Origin of the sequence: Sphingobacterium sp. 1.A.5 (assembly GCF_002734235.1) — a bacterium.
GTDB lineage: Bacteria > Bacteroidota > Bacteroidia > Sphingobacteriales > Sphingobacteriaceae > Sphingobacterium > Sphingobacterium daejeonense.
In genome coordinates this window covers 128,439-144,610 of the sequence record NZ_PEBA01000012.1, presented here as the reverse complement: position 1 = coordinate 144,610, position 16,172 = coordinate 128,439, and the positions used below count along the sequence as shown (strand labels likewise).

Sequence of the window (16,172 nt, the reverse complement as noted above, 5' to 3'; positions counted from 1 at the left end):
AGAGGTCGGTTTCGGTATACTCTCGGGTATACCGGACAGGCTTTTTCAGATATACCGATATATCATGATGCCGATGTACATATGGCTGTATATACCCTGATTTTCAAGGCACCTGTTTTGTATCTTTTTAGTAAATTTGATTTATGTCGTCAAAATACTTTAAATACCGCAGAGCATTCCAGCGTAAGGTACATCCTTATGATCTGGGGGTATTGACCGGTCTGAAAAGGGGAAGTGACGACAACCATTTCCTATTAAAGGTCTATAAACTCGACGCATATGCATTTGAGGATTATTATCTCTACCATCTGGAATATTATCTGGAAAAGGACGAACGGAACAATGAAAAAGAATTCTTTGAACATGTCTGGCGGATCGTAGAAAAGAGGATCGAATACTTTGAGGGGCGGGATCCCTTTTCTTCCAAGCATGCCCTATATGTATCCAATACCGGAAAACTAAGGGCATTTCAGGAATTTTTAATGGAAGGGACAAATGGAACATCAGGCCGAACGAACTCCTGCTGACAGAAAAGGACAACCTGATCGCAGAACTCCGCGAAAAGATCGGAACATTGGAAGAAAAACTTGCAAAGCTGGAGGACTTTGAGGTATCCGTCAAGGCGATGGTGCAGGATGACCATCTTCCGACCTTTATTGATCTCATCCACCAGTTAAAGGATCTAACACTACCCAATGGCCGAAAACTGTTGAAATCCGATTACGAAAGCCCCTACTACAAACTTGTCGCCATGTACTTTACCTACGAGGGTAAGGATATCCCCATCAGTACTGCGCGCAACTACTTCGTAAAAAAAGATCCGAAGGATGCAAAAAAAGGCGTGAAGATCGAAGAGCACGAAAAACTCTTTGTGATCGTTCCGAAAAAGAAGTCCTGATACCATCCCGTTCAGATTCCGAACATGACCAACAGCCTCCGTTGGTCAGCCTAGACATGCGATAATGCCCCATTTTTGTACCGTGGTCAGCGAAAGGATCGCGACTAGATCATCGTAACAAAAATCGGGAGAATATGGAAATAGACATCGTAACAAAGAAGGATCTCCAGCAGTTCAAGCAGGAAATACTGGAGGAAATGAGATCAATCCTAGCAAACAAAAAGGTAGAAACAAAGGACAGGCAATGGCTGCGCAGCGCAGAGGTGAGGCAGATGCTCGGTATATCTGCGGGAACCTTACAGAACCTGCGTATCAACGGTACATTGCCGTACCAAAAGATCGGTGGGACAATGTATTACCGTAGCGAAGATATCGAAACCATGATGAAAGGGAGGGCGGGGCATGGATAGACATATGCTTATACCCAGACATTCGTTCAGCGGCTATTTTGAGCGGAAAGCCAGTGACAGCAGGTTATTGCCATCGCACATCGGGCTTATCATGGCACTCTTCTACCATCAGGGCGGGAGCAATCCGTGGGATTTCTTTCACGCCAGCCGGAGCAGGCTTATGCGGTATTCGAGGTTACGCTCCATAGCCACTTATCACAAGTGCCTATCCGATCTGGTGGAATACGGCTATCTGGAATATATCCCTTCATGGCATCCGGTTAAAGCAAGCAGGTTCAGGTTTATCCAAATAGCTGATGGATAGAACAATGGTTAGATCGGATGAAAATACCAAATCGGTACGTTTTCCGAAGGAGATCGATGACAGGCTGGCGCTGTTGTCCCGAAAACTAGGAAGGACAAAGCGTCTGTTGGTCATGCAGATGGTCGATTATTTCTACAAGAGCAAGAAGGATCCGGCAGACCTGAACGATGAGGTACTGAAAAAGGAACTGTCGAGCGGTGTCAACCGTATCCTCTCCTTTATCAAGAAACAGGAGAGCGACCTGTTGGTACCGGTCTATTCCATGCTGGACGAGCTCACGGCGATGGTCAAACTAATGGGTTCGATCACCAAGGCGATTGCTGAAAGTCAGCTCAAGGGAAGCTCGGCTTTAGGCGAAAGTTTGGCGTATGCAAAGCTGATGGATGCCAATCTGAAAAATTTGATTGTAGCACTCGGAGAGAAGGAAACCCTGAAATCTAATTTCAGAAAGATACTGGAACATTATATCGCACAGCGAGAAACCCTGGGCTGGCCGGTGTCGGCAACGAAGAAAGAGGAACTCGCCAAACAGGTACGGAATGCTGTCGAAAAACTTTAACAGATCATAATGTACATCAATATCACGACCTCCGAAACGGGCGACAACAAAGGGAGCTGTGGCACATTGGTAAATTATCTTGAAAAAGAGAACAGGGATAAGAAAAGCATCGACCAGCACGAAAAATGGTTCAATGGCAACAGCAACGGCATCAGACCCCATGTGCGGATCGGTATAGACAACAACATCGCCAAGCTGGGAAAAGATGACAGCAAATTCTTTCTGATCAATATCAGTCCGAGCCAGAAAGAACTGACCTATCTGATATCTCAATACGGAGAACAAGGAATCAAGGACAATCTCAAAGAATTTGCTATCAAAGTCATGGACGAATACGCTAAAAATTTCAAGCGGGACAATATCCGTAGCCATAAAGATCTGCTCTGGTTCGGTAAACTGGAAAACTACCGATACTATGGCTATAATGATAAGGAAGTGAAGAACGGAAGCAGACAACTTGGCGAGCATAAGGAAGGACAACAGATGCATATCCAGATCATCGTAAGTCGTAAGGATATAACCAACAGGATCAAGCTCAGTCCGCAGAATACATCAAGAGGAAAGAATGTCTCTCATTCGAAAAAGCTGGGACAGTTCGACCGTACGGCATTCAAGCAATCGGGTGAAACCCTTTTTGATGAGATGTTTGGTTTTAATCGCGGACTGAAAGAACGGATGGATTATGCCAATACGATGAAGAACGGCACCGCACAGCAGAAAGCACAGTTACATGCAGTTTCAGCCTTAGCTGAACGCTATCCGCAGTTGCAAACTGCCCATGTGACAGATAGTTTTATGAAAGACATCAACACTGAAAAGTACCTTGATGTCGGCGGTATGCTTTCCTCTATTGCTGGAGGAGCGTGGGGATTATTTGAAATGCTGCTTGAGCCTACATTCGATACATCGGGCGGCGGTCAGACCGTGGCCGATGAGGAAGAAAAGAAGCGCAAGCGAAGGAAAAAAAGGGGACTACGGAGATGATGACAGGTACAACTCCCTGCGGTACACCTGCATTCTTCCTTTGTCAGAAAGCAGAAAAACCTCGCTCGATTAGCAAGAGGTGTTTTGCTAAAGCGCACACCACTTGCGAGGTAAAAGAAAGCTACTATATTGGGATAAAACTCTTCCCATCTGCACCGCTTTTGCAAAATTACCCACGGAGACGGAAAGTTCAAGGGTATAATAAACGCACTCCTTCGCTGCGGCCCATTCTCGTGCGCCCTTGACCCGATTCCGTCTCCTTGTGTCCGGTGGCCTAAGCGGTGAAAATGGGATGCTGTGTGTATGATATATGGTGGCTAATCATTGAAATAGATTCCCCAAGTTTTACGTATCAAACTATGCTTAAAAGAATAGCTCCGGATACAAATCTCTTAGCAGCGGATCGATCGAATGGTCTGTTTCAACATTCTCCAATCCAAACTCTTTGATCTTTCTTAAGAATGTACCCTTTTTATCCACTCCAACAATAAGATCCCATGTTTCATTCTTTTTCAAAGCAAGTTTAGTATAATACCTACACCGAGGCGGTATATTACCCGTGATATCGGTCACAACAGCATGCGACCTGAACATATATTTTACCGTCCTTTTCATGTCCGTATAGCTTGAAAACCTTAAAAACGGGAATTAAATTTAAAAACAATGGCGGTCTTGGACAAATATTTTCGACCAAATGGTGTTTCACCACCACGAAATACTTCTGATACACCATAAACCGATTATTATTAGTCTTCATATTCATTCGGTCAGTATAAATATACGGTGAATTAAGTGGTCAACGCGATTTTACCGGAATAAACATATAACCGTTTTCAAGTTTTGGTAGGTTAGTGATTTCTGAATGAACCACGTAGACGCGGGGCTTGATCATTTTCTCGCTGGTGACCATACCTCGCTTAGACCCAAACAATCGAGAATCTCCAAGGTCTGCGAACGAACAAATGTAGATTAGCTGGGAGATTGCCCTTGCTAATCGATATTGTTTGCATTCTTCTTTTAACCAGCTTTATCGGTATTCAAACACGGTTGTAGCGAAACAATCGGCATTTTTCCGAAAGAAGCCTTTGGCATTAATGTATCATATTTCGGTCTTTTACTAACCAATGTTTCCTCCAATTGATCCATATCCTGACCTATCCGTGTATCCAACAGCTTAGCGTAATGCTGGGTGGTCTTGATATCCGTATGACCGAGCATCTTGGATACCGTCTCAATAGGGACATTGTTGGATAGGGTAACTGTTGTGGCGAAAGTGTGCCTTGCCATGTGGAAGGTCAGTTTTTTGGTGATACCACATAAGTCGGCAATCTCTTTGAGGTAACTGTTCATTTTCTGGTTACTGAGTACCGGAAGCAACGTTCCTTTAGAAACACAGGACGGATAATCACTGTACCGTGAAAGAATTTCCAGAGCCTTTGGTAGTAATGGAATGTTCGATGCCGTTTCTGTTTTCTCTCGGCTGGTAAATATCCAGAGCTTGCCTCCGAAACCTTTTCCGATTTGGTTATCGGTAAGTTTTTTAACATCGGCGTATGACAGTCCCGTATAACAGCAGAACACAAAGATGTCACGTTCATGCGCGAGTCTGGGTACGGTAAACAGTTTACGTTCTATGCGCTCCAGTTCGTGCTCGGTAAGGAATTCTTTTTCTTTCGGTCTGGCAGAATTCTTATAGAATGCAAAAGGATCGTCGGTAATCCATTTGTGGGCAATGCACAGCCGTACTATTTTACGCAGATGCTTGATATACTTGGCAGCAGAAACTTCCGAACAGCCCAATGCAGAACGCAGATAAAATTCATATCCTGCGATAAAGCCGTGGTCCATCTTTCTGACATCAATGTCTGAGCATTTGTGTGCTGTCTTTAAATACAGTTCGATATGGGACATTGAGGTCTTATAACCTTTGAGTGTATTAGGCTTGAATCCGTTGCCCAATAGAGCTTCCATCTGATTGTTATGTTCAAGGAAAACAGCAAGCAACGATTTTCTCTTAATATCTTTTCCTAGATATTTCAGTTTAATGGATTCTGAGGTAATATCCTCGCCGCTTTTGACCATTTGGAGATGGAGGTCGGCAACCTTGTGTTCGACGGTATCCAGATATGTATTCAGTGTTTTAACCTCCTCTTTGGTTCCTTTGGCACGGTTTGCCTTTGAAATCCATTTAGCAGGTTCACAATCCTTCCCGGTGGACACCTCCTTTGGTATCCCGTCCACGGTAATGCGCATGTAGATCGGTTTCTGGCCGCTCACATAGTTTTTTGGTTTCTTCAGGTAGAAGAGCAAGGAATAATTTGTACTCATGATAGTATCATTTAAGTGAAACAAACTTAGCCTTGCAGCCTAACGAAATCAAGATGTTCATTTTCTGAACAAGTTGTCAATCAGAAGATTAACCCCTTTCCAGTGAGTCGTGTATTTTGAAAAAGCGACTCACCGAATGACTCACTTTTTTATTGGGAAAAACTGAATATTTTGTAAAATCTGATAAAATAAAAAACGCTGTAAACATTTAATTTACAGCGTTTTAGTATGTTTTGATCTCAAGATCTGTAGCCCGTAGGGGAATCGAACCCCTGTTTCAAGAATGAAAATCTTGCGTCCTAACCCCTAGACGAACGGGCCGTTTTGTTTTCCGGTGTGCAAATATAGAATTTACTTTTATTATCACAAAATATTTTTCATAAAAATTGCTGCTTTACATATAAGATGCTATTTTTAGGTTGAAAACAAATCATATGAAACTAATTAAAGCCTTAAGTATCTGCGGAATTCTGTTGGCAGCACTGCAATTGAATGCCCAACAGAAAAATATAGAAGTTAAGTGGGACTTCAATGAAAATTATAATCCCAAAGATAATATTGCCCTAAAAATAATCATCAAGAACAATGATGGACAGCCGGTCGATTTGAAAGGTTATAATCTTTGGTTCAATTCTATATATCCAATCGAAGAACAGAATATTCCACTATATTCTATTCACAATCGCAACGGGAATCTTTATTCCATTGATTTTGCTGACCAAGCAAAAATAGGTGCACAGGATTCTATGGTGATTGATTATAAATCCCCTTACCCTATTACTCACACTTCATTGACTCCAAATGGATTCTATCTACAGAGTAGAACAAACCCAAGGGAATTAATAAATATAGGTCACCCAACTGTTAACCCGCTAAAGGTTTCCGCCGAGGAACAAAATAAGGTCTTAAATGAGCTGTTTGAAAGAAATTCAAATCGAGTTACCAAAGGAGAGCAGTTGATCCTACCTACACCTGCGCATTTAAAGATGGGAAAAGGAACCTATAAATTCTCTCAGCAAGTAGGTTATTATATCAACGAGCACTTTAATTTTGCGCTAAGGCCGTTTCAAGACCTTTCAGAACAATTGACACAGTACTCTTTTATCAATCAAGATGAAAAGAATGCAGCTATAAAGGTTTTGTATAAGAAGGGATTAGGTCCAGAGGAATACAATCTGAAGATTAACGCGAAAGGGGTAACTATTGAGGCTACCGAAGCTGCGGGTGCATTCTATGCCCTTCAATCCATCAAGTCTATGCTTTCTGCAGAAGAGTTGAAAGGTAATGGAGAAGTATCTCTTCCTTATGTGGAAGTAAATGATGCGCCAAGATTTGATTACCGTGGCTTTATGATGGATATTGCCAGGAATTTTAAGGATATCAATACCATCAAAAAGTATATTGATGTCATGGGGCAATATAAAATAAATAAGCTTCACCTACATTTTATTGATGATGAAGGCTGGAGGTTAGAAATTCCTTCACTTCCAGAATTAACTGAAATAGGCTCCAAAAGATCACCTTACTATCAGGACGGCACGAGCATACAGCCAGCTTATGGTTCAGGAAACAATGTAACGGAGGGTCATTTTCTGACCAAGGCCCAATTTCAAGACCTTCTGAAGTATGCAGCTTCTAGATACGTAACGATTATTCCAGAAATTGAAACTCCCGGACATGCCCGAGCAGCTATAAAATCCATGGAAACAAGGTATAATCGTTTGATGAAAGAAGGGAAGACAAAAGAAGCCGAGGAGTTCCTGTTATATGAAACAGCTGATCAGTCGGAATATAGTTCTGCACAATATTGGGATGATAATGTCATGAACCCTGGGCTGCCTTCTGTATATCGGTTTTTAGATGTTGTGCTGGATGATATCAAGAAGATGTACGAGGAAGTTGGTTTGACCCTGAAAGTAGTTTCTTTGGGTGGCGATGAAGTTCCGGCGGGATCTTGGGAAAAATCTCCTGCTATTCAAGAACTCATGAAAAAAGAAGGCTTTAAGTCCGTTTACGAGGTATGGCCATACTATGTTGAAAAAATCAATGCAATCTGTGCGTCCAAAGGATTAACCATGCAGGGATGGGAAGAATTCGGAATGGTGAACAAAGGGTCGGGGATGGTAGTAAATGATAAATTGTCGCACCTCAATATGTACTTAGATGTTTGGGCAAATGTAATTGGTGGCGGACAAGAGGATCTTGTTTATAGGCTTGCCAATGCTGGATATAAAACTATCTTTATTTCAGCCGCCAACTTCTACCTAGATATGGTATGGGATAAAGATTTCAGAGAACCCGGACTTAAATGGGCGGCAATATCAGATCTTTACAACTCATTTTCATTGTTGCCTGAGGATTTTTTCTCTAACATGAGCTTGACAGATCCAGGTAAAAAATTGGAAAAAGATTATATCGCTTCAAAAGTAAGGCTTACGGAAAAAGGAAAGTCTAATTTATTGGGTGTTAAGGCTGCGCTTTGGGCGGAAACGGTTCTTACTCCAGAACGTATGGACTATATGCTATTCCCAAGGTTGTACGCATTATCCGAACGTGCATGGGCACCAAAAAGAGTATGGGAATCGGAAGCCAAATTCAATGAAAAGTCTTTCAACCAAACTTATGCTGATTTTGTAAATAAGGTCGGTATTTATGAATTGCCAAAACTCGACCTTATTGCTGATGGATTCAATTACAGATTGCCATCCGTAGGGGTAACTCAAAAAGAAAATAAGTTGATGGCGAATATAGAATACCCAGGATTTACGATTTATTACACAACTGACGGAACCGAACCAAACTCCAATTCAAATAAATATCCTTCTGAAGGAATTCAAGTGAAATCTGGTGACAAAATCAATCTGGCAGTAGTGGATGACAAAGGTAGGGTAGGAAGAGTGTCGACGTATGTAACGGAATAGACAATAGACAAAAGACATAAGAGATTAGAATTGTATTAATCCCTAGATAGGGTTGGTTGTTTTATACTTTTGTCTTTTTTCATAGTATTTTCACCACTACAGGGCAGCATGGCGTTTTGTAAACATTTCTATAATAGTTATACTCCTATAGGGTTGGAAGGTCGGATTACAAATCTGCTATAATAGTTACATCCCGATGGGGTTGTGCTATTATCGAAAATGATATTTCACGCCATACAACCTTGCTAGGGGTGGAACTATTATAGAAAAAAATGGCCATTGGATTATTTTCAGTGGCAGGTGGGGACACCTGCCACGGCTAGAAAACCCCATCGGGGTTAAATGCCAGGGCCATGAAATCCTTCTTAAATACTGTATTCATGTAATATCTATAGCATTGAAATCTCCCAAGAACCTAACGCCGTAGATGTGGCATGTTAACGGCTTTTTGGATGAAGACACTAGCAAACCATACCCTGTCTAATGTCTAATGTCTAATGTCTAAAAACTACCTGAACCCCATAAAAGAAGCAAAGCATAAATGTTTATGTAGTACATCAACTTTATTAAAACCAACTTTCTCCAATAAATTCAATTGGTATACTAATGGTCTTGGTGAGTCTTCTTTTTCAATATAGGCGAATACATGTTCTTGATATTCCTTATCCTTTAAGTCAGTCAAGAACGCTCCATACCTTTCATTATAAATAAACTCTTGGACTTCTGGACTGTTTTGCTGGACCATGTCCAAAATCCAAATACTGCCACCTTTCTTAAGAAGACCAAATAACTTTTTGAAAGCCCTTTCCCAATCCTTATCGTCGCGAAGATGGTGGAGAACCATCGTAGCAATAATAACGTCGTATTTTCCGTCCTCCAGTTCAACTGTTCTAAAATCCCCTTTGTAGATATTAACTTGGCCTGATGTATATTCCTGAACTCTCTCTTTTGCTCTATCCAACATGTTTTGACTAAGGTCAACCAAATCTACATTCACCTTGTTATTGGTCTTCATTAAGGTTTTTATAGCATAGTTACCGGCGCCGCAACCAATATCTAAGATGTTTTTAAGATCCGGATATACCTTTTGAATACCATCAGTGATGAGCTCCATATTGAAGACCGCATCAAGCGTATTCGCCTGACTGGTATTCAAATCCGAAAACCGTTCAACATCAGCATCAAACCGTTGTTCTATTTCTTCAAGCGTTGATTTTTTCATCTTATTTAAATTGGTAAACTATAGACTTCGATAGTCCCTTCGAATTGCGACCACCGCTATAGTAAATTTACGAATAATCCAATGAATTTGTGATTTCGATCCTGACTGTTCTAATGTCTATTGTCTAATGTCTTTTGTCTAACCCCATACAAAATAAAAAAGACGTCCCTAAAGACGTCTTTTTCGTTGTGTATGGGAGTTTAGAACTCCTTAAATTTCTCAGGCTCCATTTCCGTAAAGGATGCTACCTTTTGGTAGGTAATGCTGTCGCCGCTGCCTTTAAATGTGGTAGGAAGGATCAATCCATTCCCAACATCCTTATAGCCATTCACTAAATAGCTTTTGTTGTCCAAATCCAATCTTTTCACCAAGCCAGATTCTTCACTTACGTAGAAACTCCCAGAGTTACCCAAGAAGTTTGAGAAATCCAGTTTCTGTAGTTTCTCCGCATTGATGATCTTGTTGCTGGATTGTGAACTAATATTGGATGCCATAATGCTAATAGGCAAAGACAATACTTTCAAGTCTATATTATATTGACCAATTAGATCTGGCAATACTTCTTTATATTCTTGTAATGACACTTCAGCACCATTTTCATCAAATACATGATTTAATTTTTGGTTCTGAACATTCAATAAGGCGACTACATTTTCATTGTTCAATGTTCCTTCAAAACGAACATTCCCTGTTTGTTTGTCCAATAAGAACTTTCTGCTACCGCTGATAGAAGGATACTTGCTGTTCCCTGAAACGGTGAACATAAGGTATTTTGTGCTTTCCCATTTGTTCTTACCGCCTACGCCGGTCCAAATTTTGTCAATAATGCTGTTAGATTGTGCCAACATCAAGGTTGGTGAAAATGCTAAGACAGCAAATATTAAATAGATATAGTAAACTATATTCTTTCCTTGTTTCATAATACTGATTTTTATGATATATGAGAGGGTGACACTACGTGCAATAACTTGCAACCCCAAAATCAAATTGGGAATGATTGAGTTGCGTTGTCCGTATGTGCAAAATGTTTCATAACCTCCCAGTTATCAAAAACAATACCACTAATGATTTTTATGTATTAAAGCCATTTGGATTGCCGTAATGGCAGCCTCTTCTCCTTTGTTTCCGTGTTTTCCTCCAGCTCTATCCAATGCCTGTTGTTCATTGTCGGTTGTTAATACCCCAAAAATTACAGGTTTATTATATTTTATCCCCACATTTGCGATACCGTTTGCAACAGCATCACAGATAAAGTCAAAATGGCGGGTTTCACCTTGAATTACACAACCTAAAGTAATAACAGCATCCAATTCAGCATTGCGTAAAGCAATATCACTTCCTGAGATAAGCTCATAACTGCCGGGAACCTCAATAAGTTCAATGTTTTCGTCCTTAGCTCCGTGATCCAACAATCCTTTATACGCACCGTTCAATAGGGCGCCAGTAATCTGTGCATTCCATTGAGAAACTACAATCGCAAACTTTAAATTCTCAGCATTCCCCACTTGAAGATGTGAAAAGTCTGAAAGGTTTTTTAACGTACTTGACATACTATAACATTAAATAAAAAGGGCTACCAAAGGGTAGCCCTCAAAGTTAATTAAAATATTTTTGTTGATTAGCTTTGAACTATTGGTATCCAGAAAACTACTGTTGTTTTGCTTGAACGCGAGCAATAAAACTTTCGATTGAAGTAGATTCAACACTCTCAGGATATTCTTCCCTGATTCTTTGGTATGCTGCCTCTGCGTTCTTGAAGTCGTTCAACTCCTCATAAACCAATCCTAATTTCTTAAGGAATAATGGAGTAGTATAGCCGTTTTTGCTCTTATCTGCAGCTTTCTTGTAGATAGTTGCTGCCTTATCGTAAATTTTTTCTTCTGAATATGCATCTCCCAAAAGACCAATAATCAATGGGTCAAGAATTTCACTTCCTGTTTCAGAATATTGCTCTAAGTATTTGATCGCTTCTTTGAAGTTCTTTTGACGCAAATATAAACCTCCTAAATAAGCGTTTGCAATGTTTGCTGATTTAGTGTTAGAATACTCATCTGCTATTTCTTTGAAACCTGGGAATGAACCATCGCCTTCAATCGCTTTGTTTTGTAATGAATCGATCGTTGCGTAGTACTCTGCTTGGTACATTTGGTTTGCAGCTTTCTCAGCTCTAGGTGCTAAGTATAATTTTTGGTACCCAAAATATAACAAGATCAATACAATGATACCTGCTACGATAAAGATGATACTCTTTTCATTTTCTTGAAAAAATGATTTCTTCGGCCCTGTTTTTACCGCTGAAGAACCGCTTTGATTATTTTGTGACATTCTTTGTTTTAATAGATTACGGAACGCAAAAATACACTTTTAAAGAATACTTGCAATAACTTAGGAAAAATATTTAACAGCATTAAGAGTTGATATTGACCATTTTTTCCTTATCCAATTGTTCATAAATAGAATTTTGGCTTTTGAATTCAGGTACCATGACCTTCATCTGTCTAACAATATTGAGGTTGTTGTTGCTGTTTAATTCCTTTGAAAGCACATGAATTTCATTTTTTACCAATTCAAAGTCATTCTCTCTAACTTTGGCGATCATGATTTTTTCATGATGTGTAGGCATCGTGTTCTCAAGGTCATTCAACAACTCTTCATATAATTTCTCGCCTGGTCTAAGACCTGTGAATTTGATGTCGATATCTTTAAATGGCGTAAATCCAGACAATCTGATCATTTTCTTGGCCAAGTCCACAATTTTAACGGATTTGCCCATATCAAAAACGAAAATCTCACCCCCATTACCCATATTGCCAGCCTCGATAACTAATTGACAAGCCTCAGGGATAGTCATAAAATATCTTGTAATATCAGGATGGGTAACCGTAACAGGGCCACCCTTTTCTATTTGGTCCTTAAACCTAGGGATTACTGATCCGTTTGAACCCAAAACATTCCCGAACCGCGTTGTGATGAAACGCGTAGATTTAATGCCATTAACCGTAGTAAGGTAATTGTTCAAAGACTGAACATATTTTTCAGCAATTCTTTTAGTAGCACCCATCACATTCGTTGGGTTAACTGCTTTGTCGGTCGAAACAAAAACGAATTTTTGAACATCAAACTCAACAGCTAAATTTGATAACAGGTAGGTGCCGAATACATTTGTTTTAACTCCTTCACTAGGATGGTTCTCCATCATAGGTACATGCTTATATGCAGCAGCATGATAAACATAATGAGGCTTGAAATTTTCAAACAACAATCTCATTCTTTCTTCGCTACGAATGTCAGCAATAAAAGTATGATAGATTTGATTCTTAAACTGATCCTGAAGATCTAATTGAAGATTATGCAGTGGAGATTCAGCTTGATCACATAAAATGATCATTTGAGGTTCGTAGCGTCCTAACTGTTTAGAAATTTCGCTTCCGATAGATCCCGCAGCACCTGTGACCAATACTCTTTTTCCGCGCAATTGATCCAATAACTTTTCGTTGGATATTTGAATAGGAGCTCTCTCCAATAAATCTTCAATCTTGATTTGCTTTATCTGAGAAGGCGAGAGGTCACCATTTATGATTTTACTTACTGGTGGCAATGTCAAGACTGTAACATTATGCTCCAATGCTTGGTCAATAATATTGTTCTTGACTTCAATATCGATATTGGAAGAAGCGATAATCAACTCATCAACACCAAATTTATGAACTGCCCTTAGAAAATCTTTAGAACCATAAATCTTTAACCCATCAATTGATTTTCCAATTTTTTCCTCATTATCATCGATATAGGCAACTATTGTTTTTTCAGATCTGAAATCATGTTCAAAAGTACGTTTTACTGCAATTCCCAAATCTCCAGCTCCATATACGATTGCATTTTTCCGACCATTCCTTGTCGACTTAGTGTATTGGAAAAAGATCTTAATACAAGTACGATAGGTAGTGAGTCCTGTAAATGCAAACAGGGCATAAATAATAATGAGATTTGTAGGGATGTTGATCTGTATTTGTAACGCGATAAAGATCAGTTTGGCTATAAACATGATTATCGAGGTGAACACAATAGTAGATAAGATCCGGATCGAATCTACTGCAGAAGTGTACCTCACAATACCACTATAAAGCTTGAATACTAAAAATGAAATCGCAGTCAGGGTCATACAGAATAAAAATTCCACAGAGAAGTCTAACTTTGAAAAAGAATCAACATTAAAATTATTGTAAAGCGTGAATGCAAGTAAAAATGCACAGGCAGAAACAGCTATGTCGAACATAAAAATAATCCATCTTGGAACTATCTTAATGTGATTCAACGGCTTAATTATTCTCATTGTAACAGGTTAGTTTATAAACTTCCGATTATTATCTTTCATATAATCTAATTTAAACCAAATATAATCGTTTAGGGTTTATTTGTTGAAAATTTATTGTGTATTTTTAACTTGCATTATATTTAAGTAAATGATAAATGTATCAAAATTAGCCCAAGAAGGGGTCTTACAACCTAAAGAAGCTTTGCTGTCTAAAGATCGAAAAAAAGGCAGTTTGACCATTGGTATTCCTAAGGAAAATACCTTTCAGGAAAATCGAATTCCATTGACTCCTCTGTCTGTAGGTTTGTTGGTGGAAAATGGACATGATATCATTCTTGAATCTGGAGCCGGTGATGCCTCCAATTTCCAAGATCATCATTACAGTGAACAAGGAGCACGCATTGTTTATGACAAAAAGGAAGTATATAAAGCTGATTTGATCATAAAAATTTCCAGTCCAACATTGAAGGAAGTAGAATTAATGAAGAACCGTCAGGTTCTATTCAGTTCTCAACAACCCTCCTTAATGGACCTGAATGTTCTTAAAGCATTAATGAAAAAACAAATCACTGCTCTATCTTTTGAATATCTCCAAGATGAAGGTGGACATTTGTCCGTTGTAAGGGCAATGAGCGAAATCGTGGGAGCCACCTCTGTTTTAATAGCTGCAGAATATCTTTCTAACGTATTTGATGGAAAAGGGCTGATGCTAGGCGGGGTTACTGGAGTACCTCCAACTGAAATGGTCATTATCGGTGCTGGAACAGTTGGGGAATTTGCTGCTAGGACAGCCATTGCTTTAGGCGCGCAAGTAAAAGTATTCGATAGTTCTGTTTACAGATTAAGAAGGTTGCAGAGTAATGTTGGTAGCAGAGTTTTCACATCTGTGGTCCAACCAATCGTTCTCAATAAAGCCGTTAAAACATGTGATGTCGTGATTGGAGCTGTAAGGGCCAAAAACGGCAGGACACCATGCTTGATTTCTGAAGATACCGTTTCCAAGATGAAACCGAATTCAGTTTTGATAGATGTAAGTATTGACCAAGGTGGTGTTTTTGAAACTTCTGAGGTCACTAACCATGAGAAACCTACATTCAGAAAATACGATGTTATACACTATTGTGTGCCTAATATCGCCTCTAGGGTTGCCAGGACTGCCACTTATGCACTAACCAATATTTTTACTCCAATATTGATTGAAATTGGAGAAGCTGGTGGCATGAACAATATGATCTGGGCAAACCAAGGCATTCGAAGTGCCATCTATCTATACCACGGAAACCTAACTAATAAAGACATGAGCGAAAAGTTTCAGATCCCTTGCAAAGATCTCAACCTGATCGTGATGGCAAATTTATAAACTATGAAAAACTATTTAATCCTTTTTATTCTGAGCATGATTGCATGGCATACTAAAGCCCAAGATACCGGGCAAATGAGATATTTATATGGTACGGAAGAAATTCCTGGCGCAAAGGTAAAAGTTGAAAGTCTGGAAGAACTGGATAAACCTAAACTTTACGTTCATAAAGCAGAACAAGACCAAAAAGATTTGGTGTTTTTGGTGATACCGGGTGGTGGATATGCCGGGGTAGCGATAAACCATGAAGGGCATGATGTTGCAAAAAGATTAAATGATTTGGGATATTCTGCATATGTATTGCTTTATAGAATTCCTAAAGAGGAGACTATGAGCAATAAAAAGTTTGGACCTTTACAGGATGCTCAATATGCTATAGCACAGATTCGTGAAGAAAATCCTGAAAAACAGGTTGTTGTAATTGGTTTCTCAGCTGGGGGTCACCTTGCAGGATCTCTTTCCAATCTTTTCGAACATCCACAAACACCTTATTTGGAAAAAGCAAATTTGAGACCTGATTATTCAGTCCTTTGTTACCCAGTGCTAACCATGGAAGAAGGTGTAACGCATCAAGGATCAAAACAAAATCTAATAGGTCCCGAATTTAAAGCAGAAGATGTTGAATTATTTTCATTAGAAAAACAAGTGGATGAAACTAATCAGCCTACTTTTTTGATGAGTGCAAAGGATGACAAAGCTGTGCCTATTGAAAATAGCTATAGATATCAGAAAGCATTGAATTCATATAATATTCCCAATACGCTATTCACCTATGAAGAAGGTGGACACGGGTTTGGGCTGATCAATAAAACTGACAGTAGAGATTGGTTTGCAGCCATGATGGAATGGTTACAGACTGTTAAGAAATAAT

At 39.5% G+C, this 16,172-nt stretch carries 15 protein-coding genes and 1 tRNA gene; 8 read left to right on the top strand and 8 right to left on the bottom strand.

Features of this window, described 5'->3' with window-relative positions; genetic code table 11:
- Window positions 1–143 precede the first annotated feature (143 nt).
- The 5 genes from CRT24_RS21225 to CRT24_RS07645 all read left to right on the top strand — a co-directional run bounded on the left by CRT24_RS21225 (window position 144) and on the right by CRT24_RS07645 (window position 3,155).
- Entirely contained in the window at window positions 144–527 is a 384-nt protein-coding gene (locus CRT24_RS21225; RefSeq protein WP_257213992.1) for a hypothetical protein, read from the top strand.
- A gap of 47 nt (window positions 528–574) precedes the next feature.
- The gene (locus CRT24_RS21220) at window positions 575–898 is read left to right on the top strand and encodes a hypothetical protein (RefSeq protein ID WP_257213991.1); all 324 of its coding nucleotides are present in this window, start codon (window positions 575–577) and stop codon (window positions 896–898) included.
- Window positions 899–1,095: 197 nt separating this feature from the next.
- Entirely contained in the window at window positions 1,096–1,308 is a 213-nt protein-coding gene (locus tag CRT24_RS07660; protein WP_306473158.1) for a helix-turn-helix domain-containing protein, read from the top strand.
- 296 nt (window positions 1,309–1,604) lie between these two features.
- A complete protein-coding gene (locus tag CRT24_RS07650) occupies window positions 1,605–2,171 on the top strand; it encodes a BfmA/BtgA family mobilization protein (protein WP_257213990.1) in 567 nt (188 codons plus the stop codon).
- A gap of 9 nt (window positions 2,172–2,180) precedes the next feature.
- A complete protein-coding gene (locus CRT24_RS07645; RefSeq protein WP_099370652.1) occupies window positions 2,181–3,155 on the top strand; it encodes a DUF5712 family protein in 975 nt (324 codons plus the stop codon).
- Window positions 3,156–3,518: 363 nt separating this feature from the next.
- Here the strand turns inward: CRT24_RS07645 and CRT24_RS07640 are convergent, their stop codons facing one another.
- The 3 genes from CRT24_RS07640 to CRT24_RS07630 form a co-directional block, all read right to left on the bottom strand.
- On the bottom strand, window positions 3,519–3,770 hold the full coding sequence (locus CRT24_RS07640) for a DUF6035 family protein (protein ID WP_144034531.1): 252 nt from the start codon (window positions 3,768–3,770) through the stop codon (window positions 3,519–3,521).
- A 402-nt stretch (window positions 3,771–4,172) separates the two neighbouring features.
- Window positions 4,173–5,483 carry a site-specific integrase gene (locus CRT24_RS07635; RefSeq protein ID WP_099370650.1) on the bottom strand — a complete coding sequence of 437 codons (1,311 nt, stop codon included), beginning with the start codon at window positions 5,481–5,483 and terminating at the stop codon, window positions 4,173–4,175.
- 249 nt (window positions 5,484–5,732) lie between these two features.
- A tRNA-Glu gene (locus tag CRT24_RS07630) sits at window positions 5,733–5,804 on the bottom strand.
- Between the two features lie 113 nt (window positions 5,805–5,917).
- Between CRT24_RS07630 and CRT24_RS07625 the strand changes: the two genes are divergently transcribed.
- Complete coding sequence (locus CRT24_RS07625) at window positions 5,918–8,404, top strand: family 20 glycosylhydrolase (RefSeq protein ID WP_099370649.1); 2,487 nt, start codon at window positions 5,918–5,920, stop codon at window positions 8,402–8,404.
- A gap of 508 nt (window positions 8,405–8,912) precedes the next feature.
- Here the strand turns inward: CRT24_RS07625 and CRT24_RS07620 are convergent.
- The 5 genes from CRT24_RS07620 to CRT24_RS07600 form a co-directional block, all read right to left on the bottom strand.
- Entirely contained in the window at window positions 8,913–9,626 is a 714-nt protein-coding gene (locus tag CRT24_RS07620) for a class I SAM-dependent methyltransferase (RefSeq protein WP_099370648.1), read from the bottom strand.
- A gap of 200 nt (window positions 9,627–9,826) precedes the next feature.
- The gene (locus tag CRT24_RS07615) at window positions 9,827–10,546 is read right to left on the bottom strand and encodes a hypothetical protein (protein WP_144034530.1); all 720 of its coding nucleotides are present in this window, start codon (window positions 10,544–10,546) and stop codon (window positions 9,827–9,829) included.
- Window positions 10,547–10,687: 141 nt separating this feature from the next.
- On the bottom strand, window positions 10,688–11,176 hold the full coding sequence (ribH, locus tag CRT24_RS07610; protein WP_099370646.1) for a 6,7-dimethyl-8-ribityllumazine synthase: 489 nt from the start codon (window positions 11,174–11,176) through the stop codon (window positions 10,688–10,690).
- 97 nt (window positions 11,177–11,273) lie between these two features.
- Entirely contained in the window at window positions 11,274–11,951 is a 678-nt protein-coding gene (locus CRT24_RS07605; RefSeq protein WP_099370645.1) for a tetratricopeptide repeat protein, read from the bottom strand.
- An 82-nt stretch (window positions 11,952–12,033) separates the two neighbouring features.
- Entirely contained in the window at window positions 12,034–13,959 is a 1,926-nt protein-coding gene (locus tag CRT24_RS07600) for a nucleoside-diphosphate sugar epimerase/dehydratase (RefSeq protein ID WP_099370644.1), read from the bottom strand.
- A gap of 130 nt (window positions 13,960–14,089) precedes the next feature.
- Here CRT24_RS07600 and CRT24_RS07595 point away from each other — a divergent pair, with 130 nt between their 5' ends.
- Together CRT24_RS07595 and CRT24_RS07590 are read left to right on the top strand one after the other, a co-directional pair.
- Window positions 14,090–15,301, top strand: coding sequence for an alanine dehydrogenase (locus CRT24_RS07595; protein ID WP_099370643.1), 1,212 nt, complete (start codon window positions 14,090–14,092; stop codon window positions 15,299–15,301).
- A 3-nt stretch (window positions 15,302–15,304) separates the two neighbouring features.
- Complete coding sequence (locus CRT24_RS07590; RefSeq protein ID WP_099370642.1) at window positions 15,305–16,171, top strand: alpha/beta hydrolase; 867 nt, start codon at window positions 15,305–15,307, stop codon at window positions 16,169–16,171.
- The last annotated feature ends 1 nt before the right edge of the window (window position 16,172 follow it).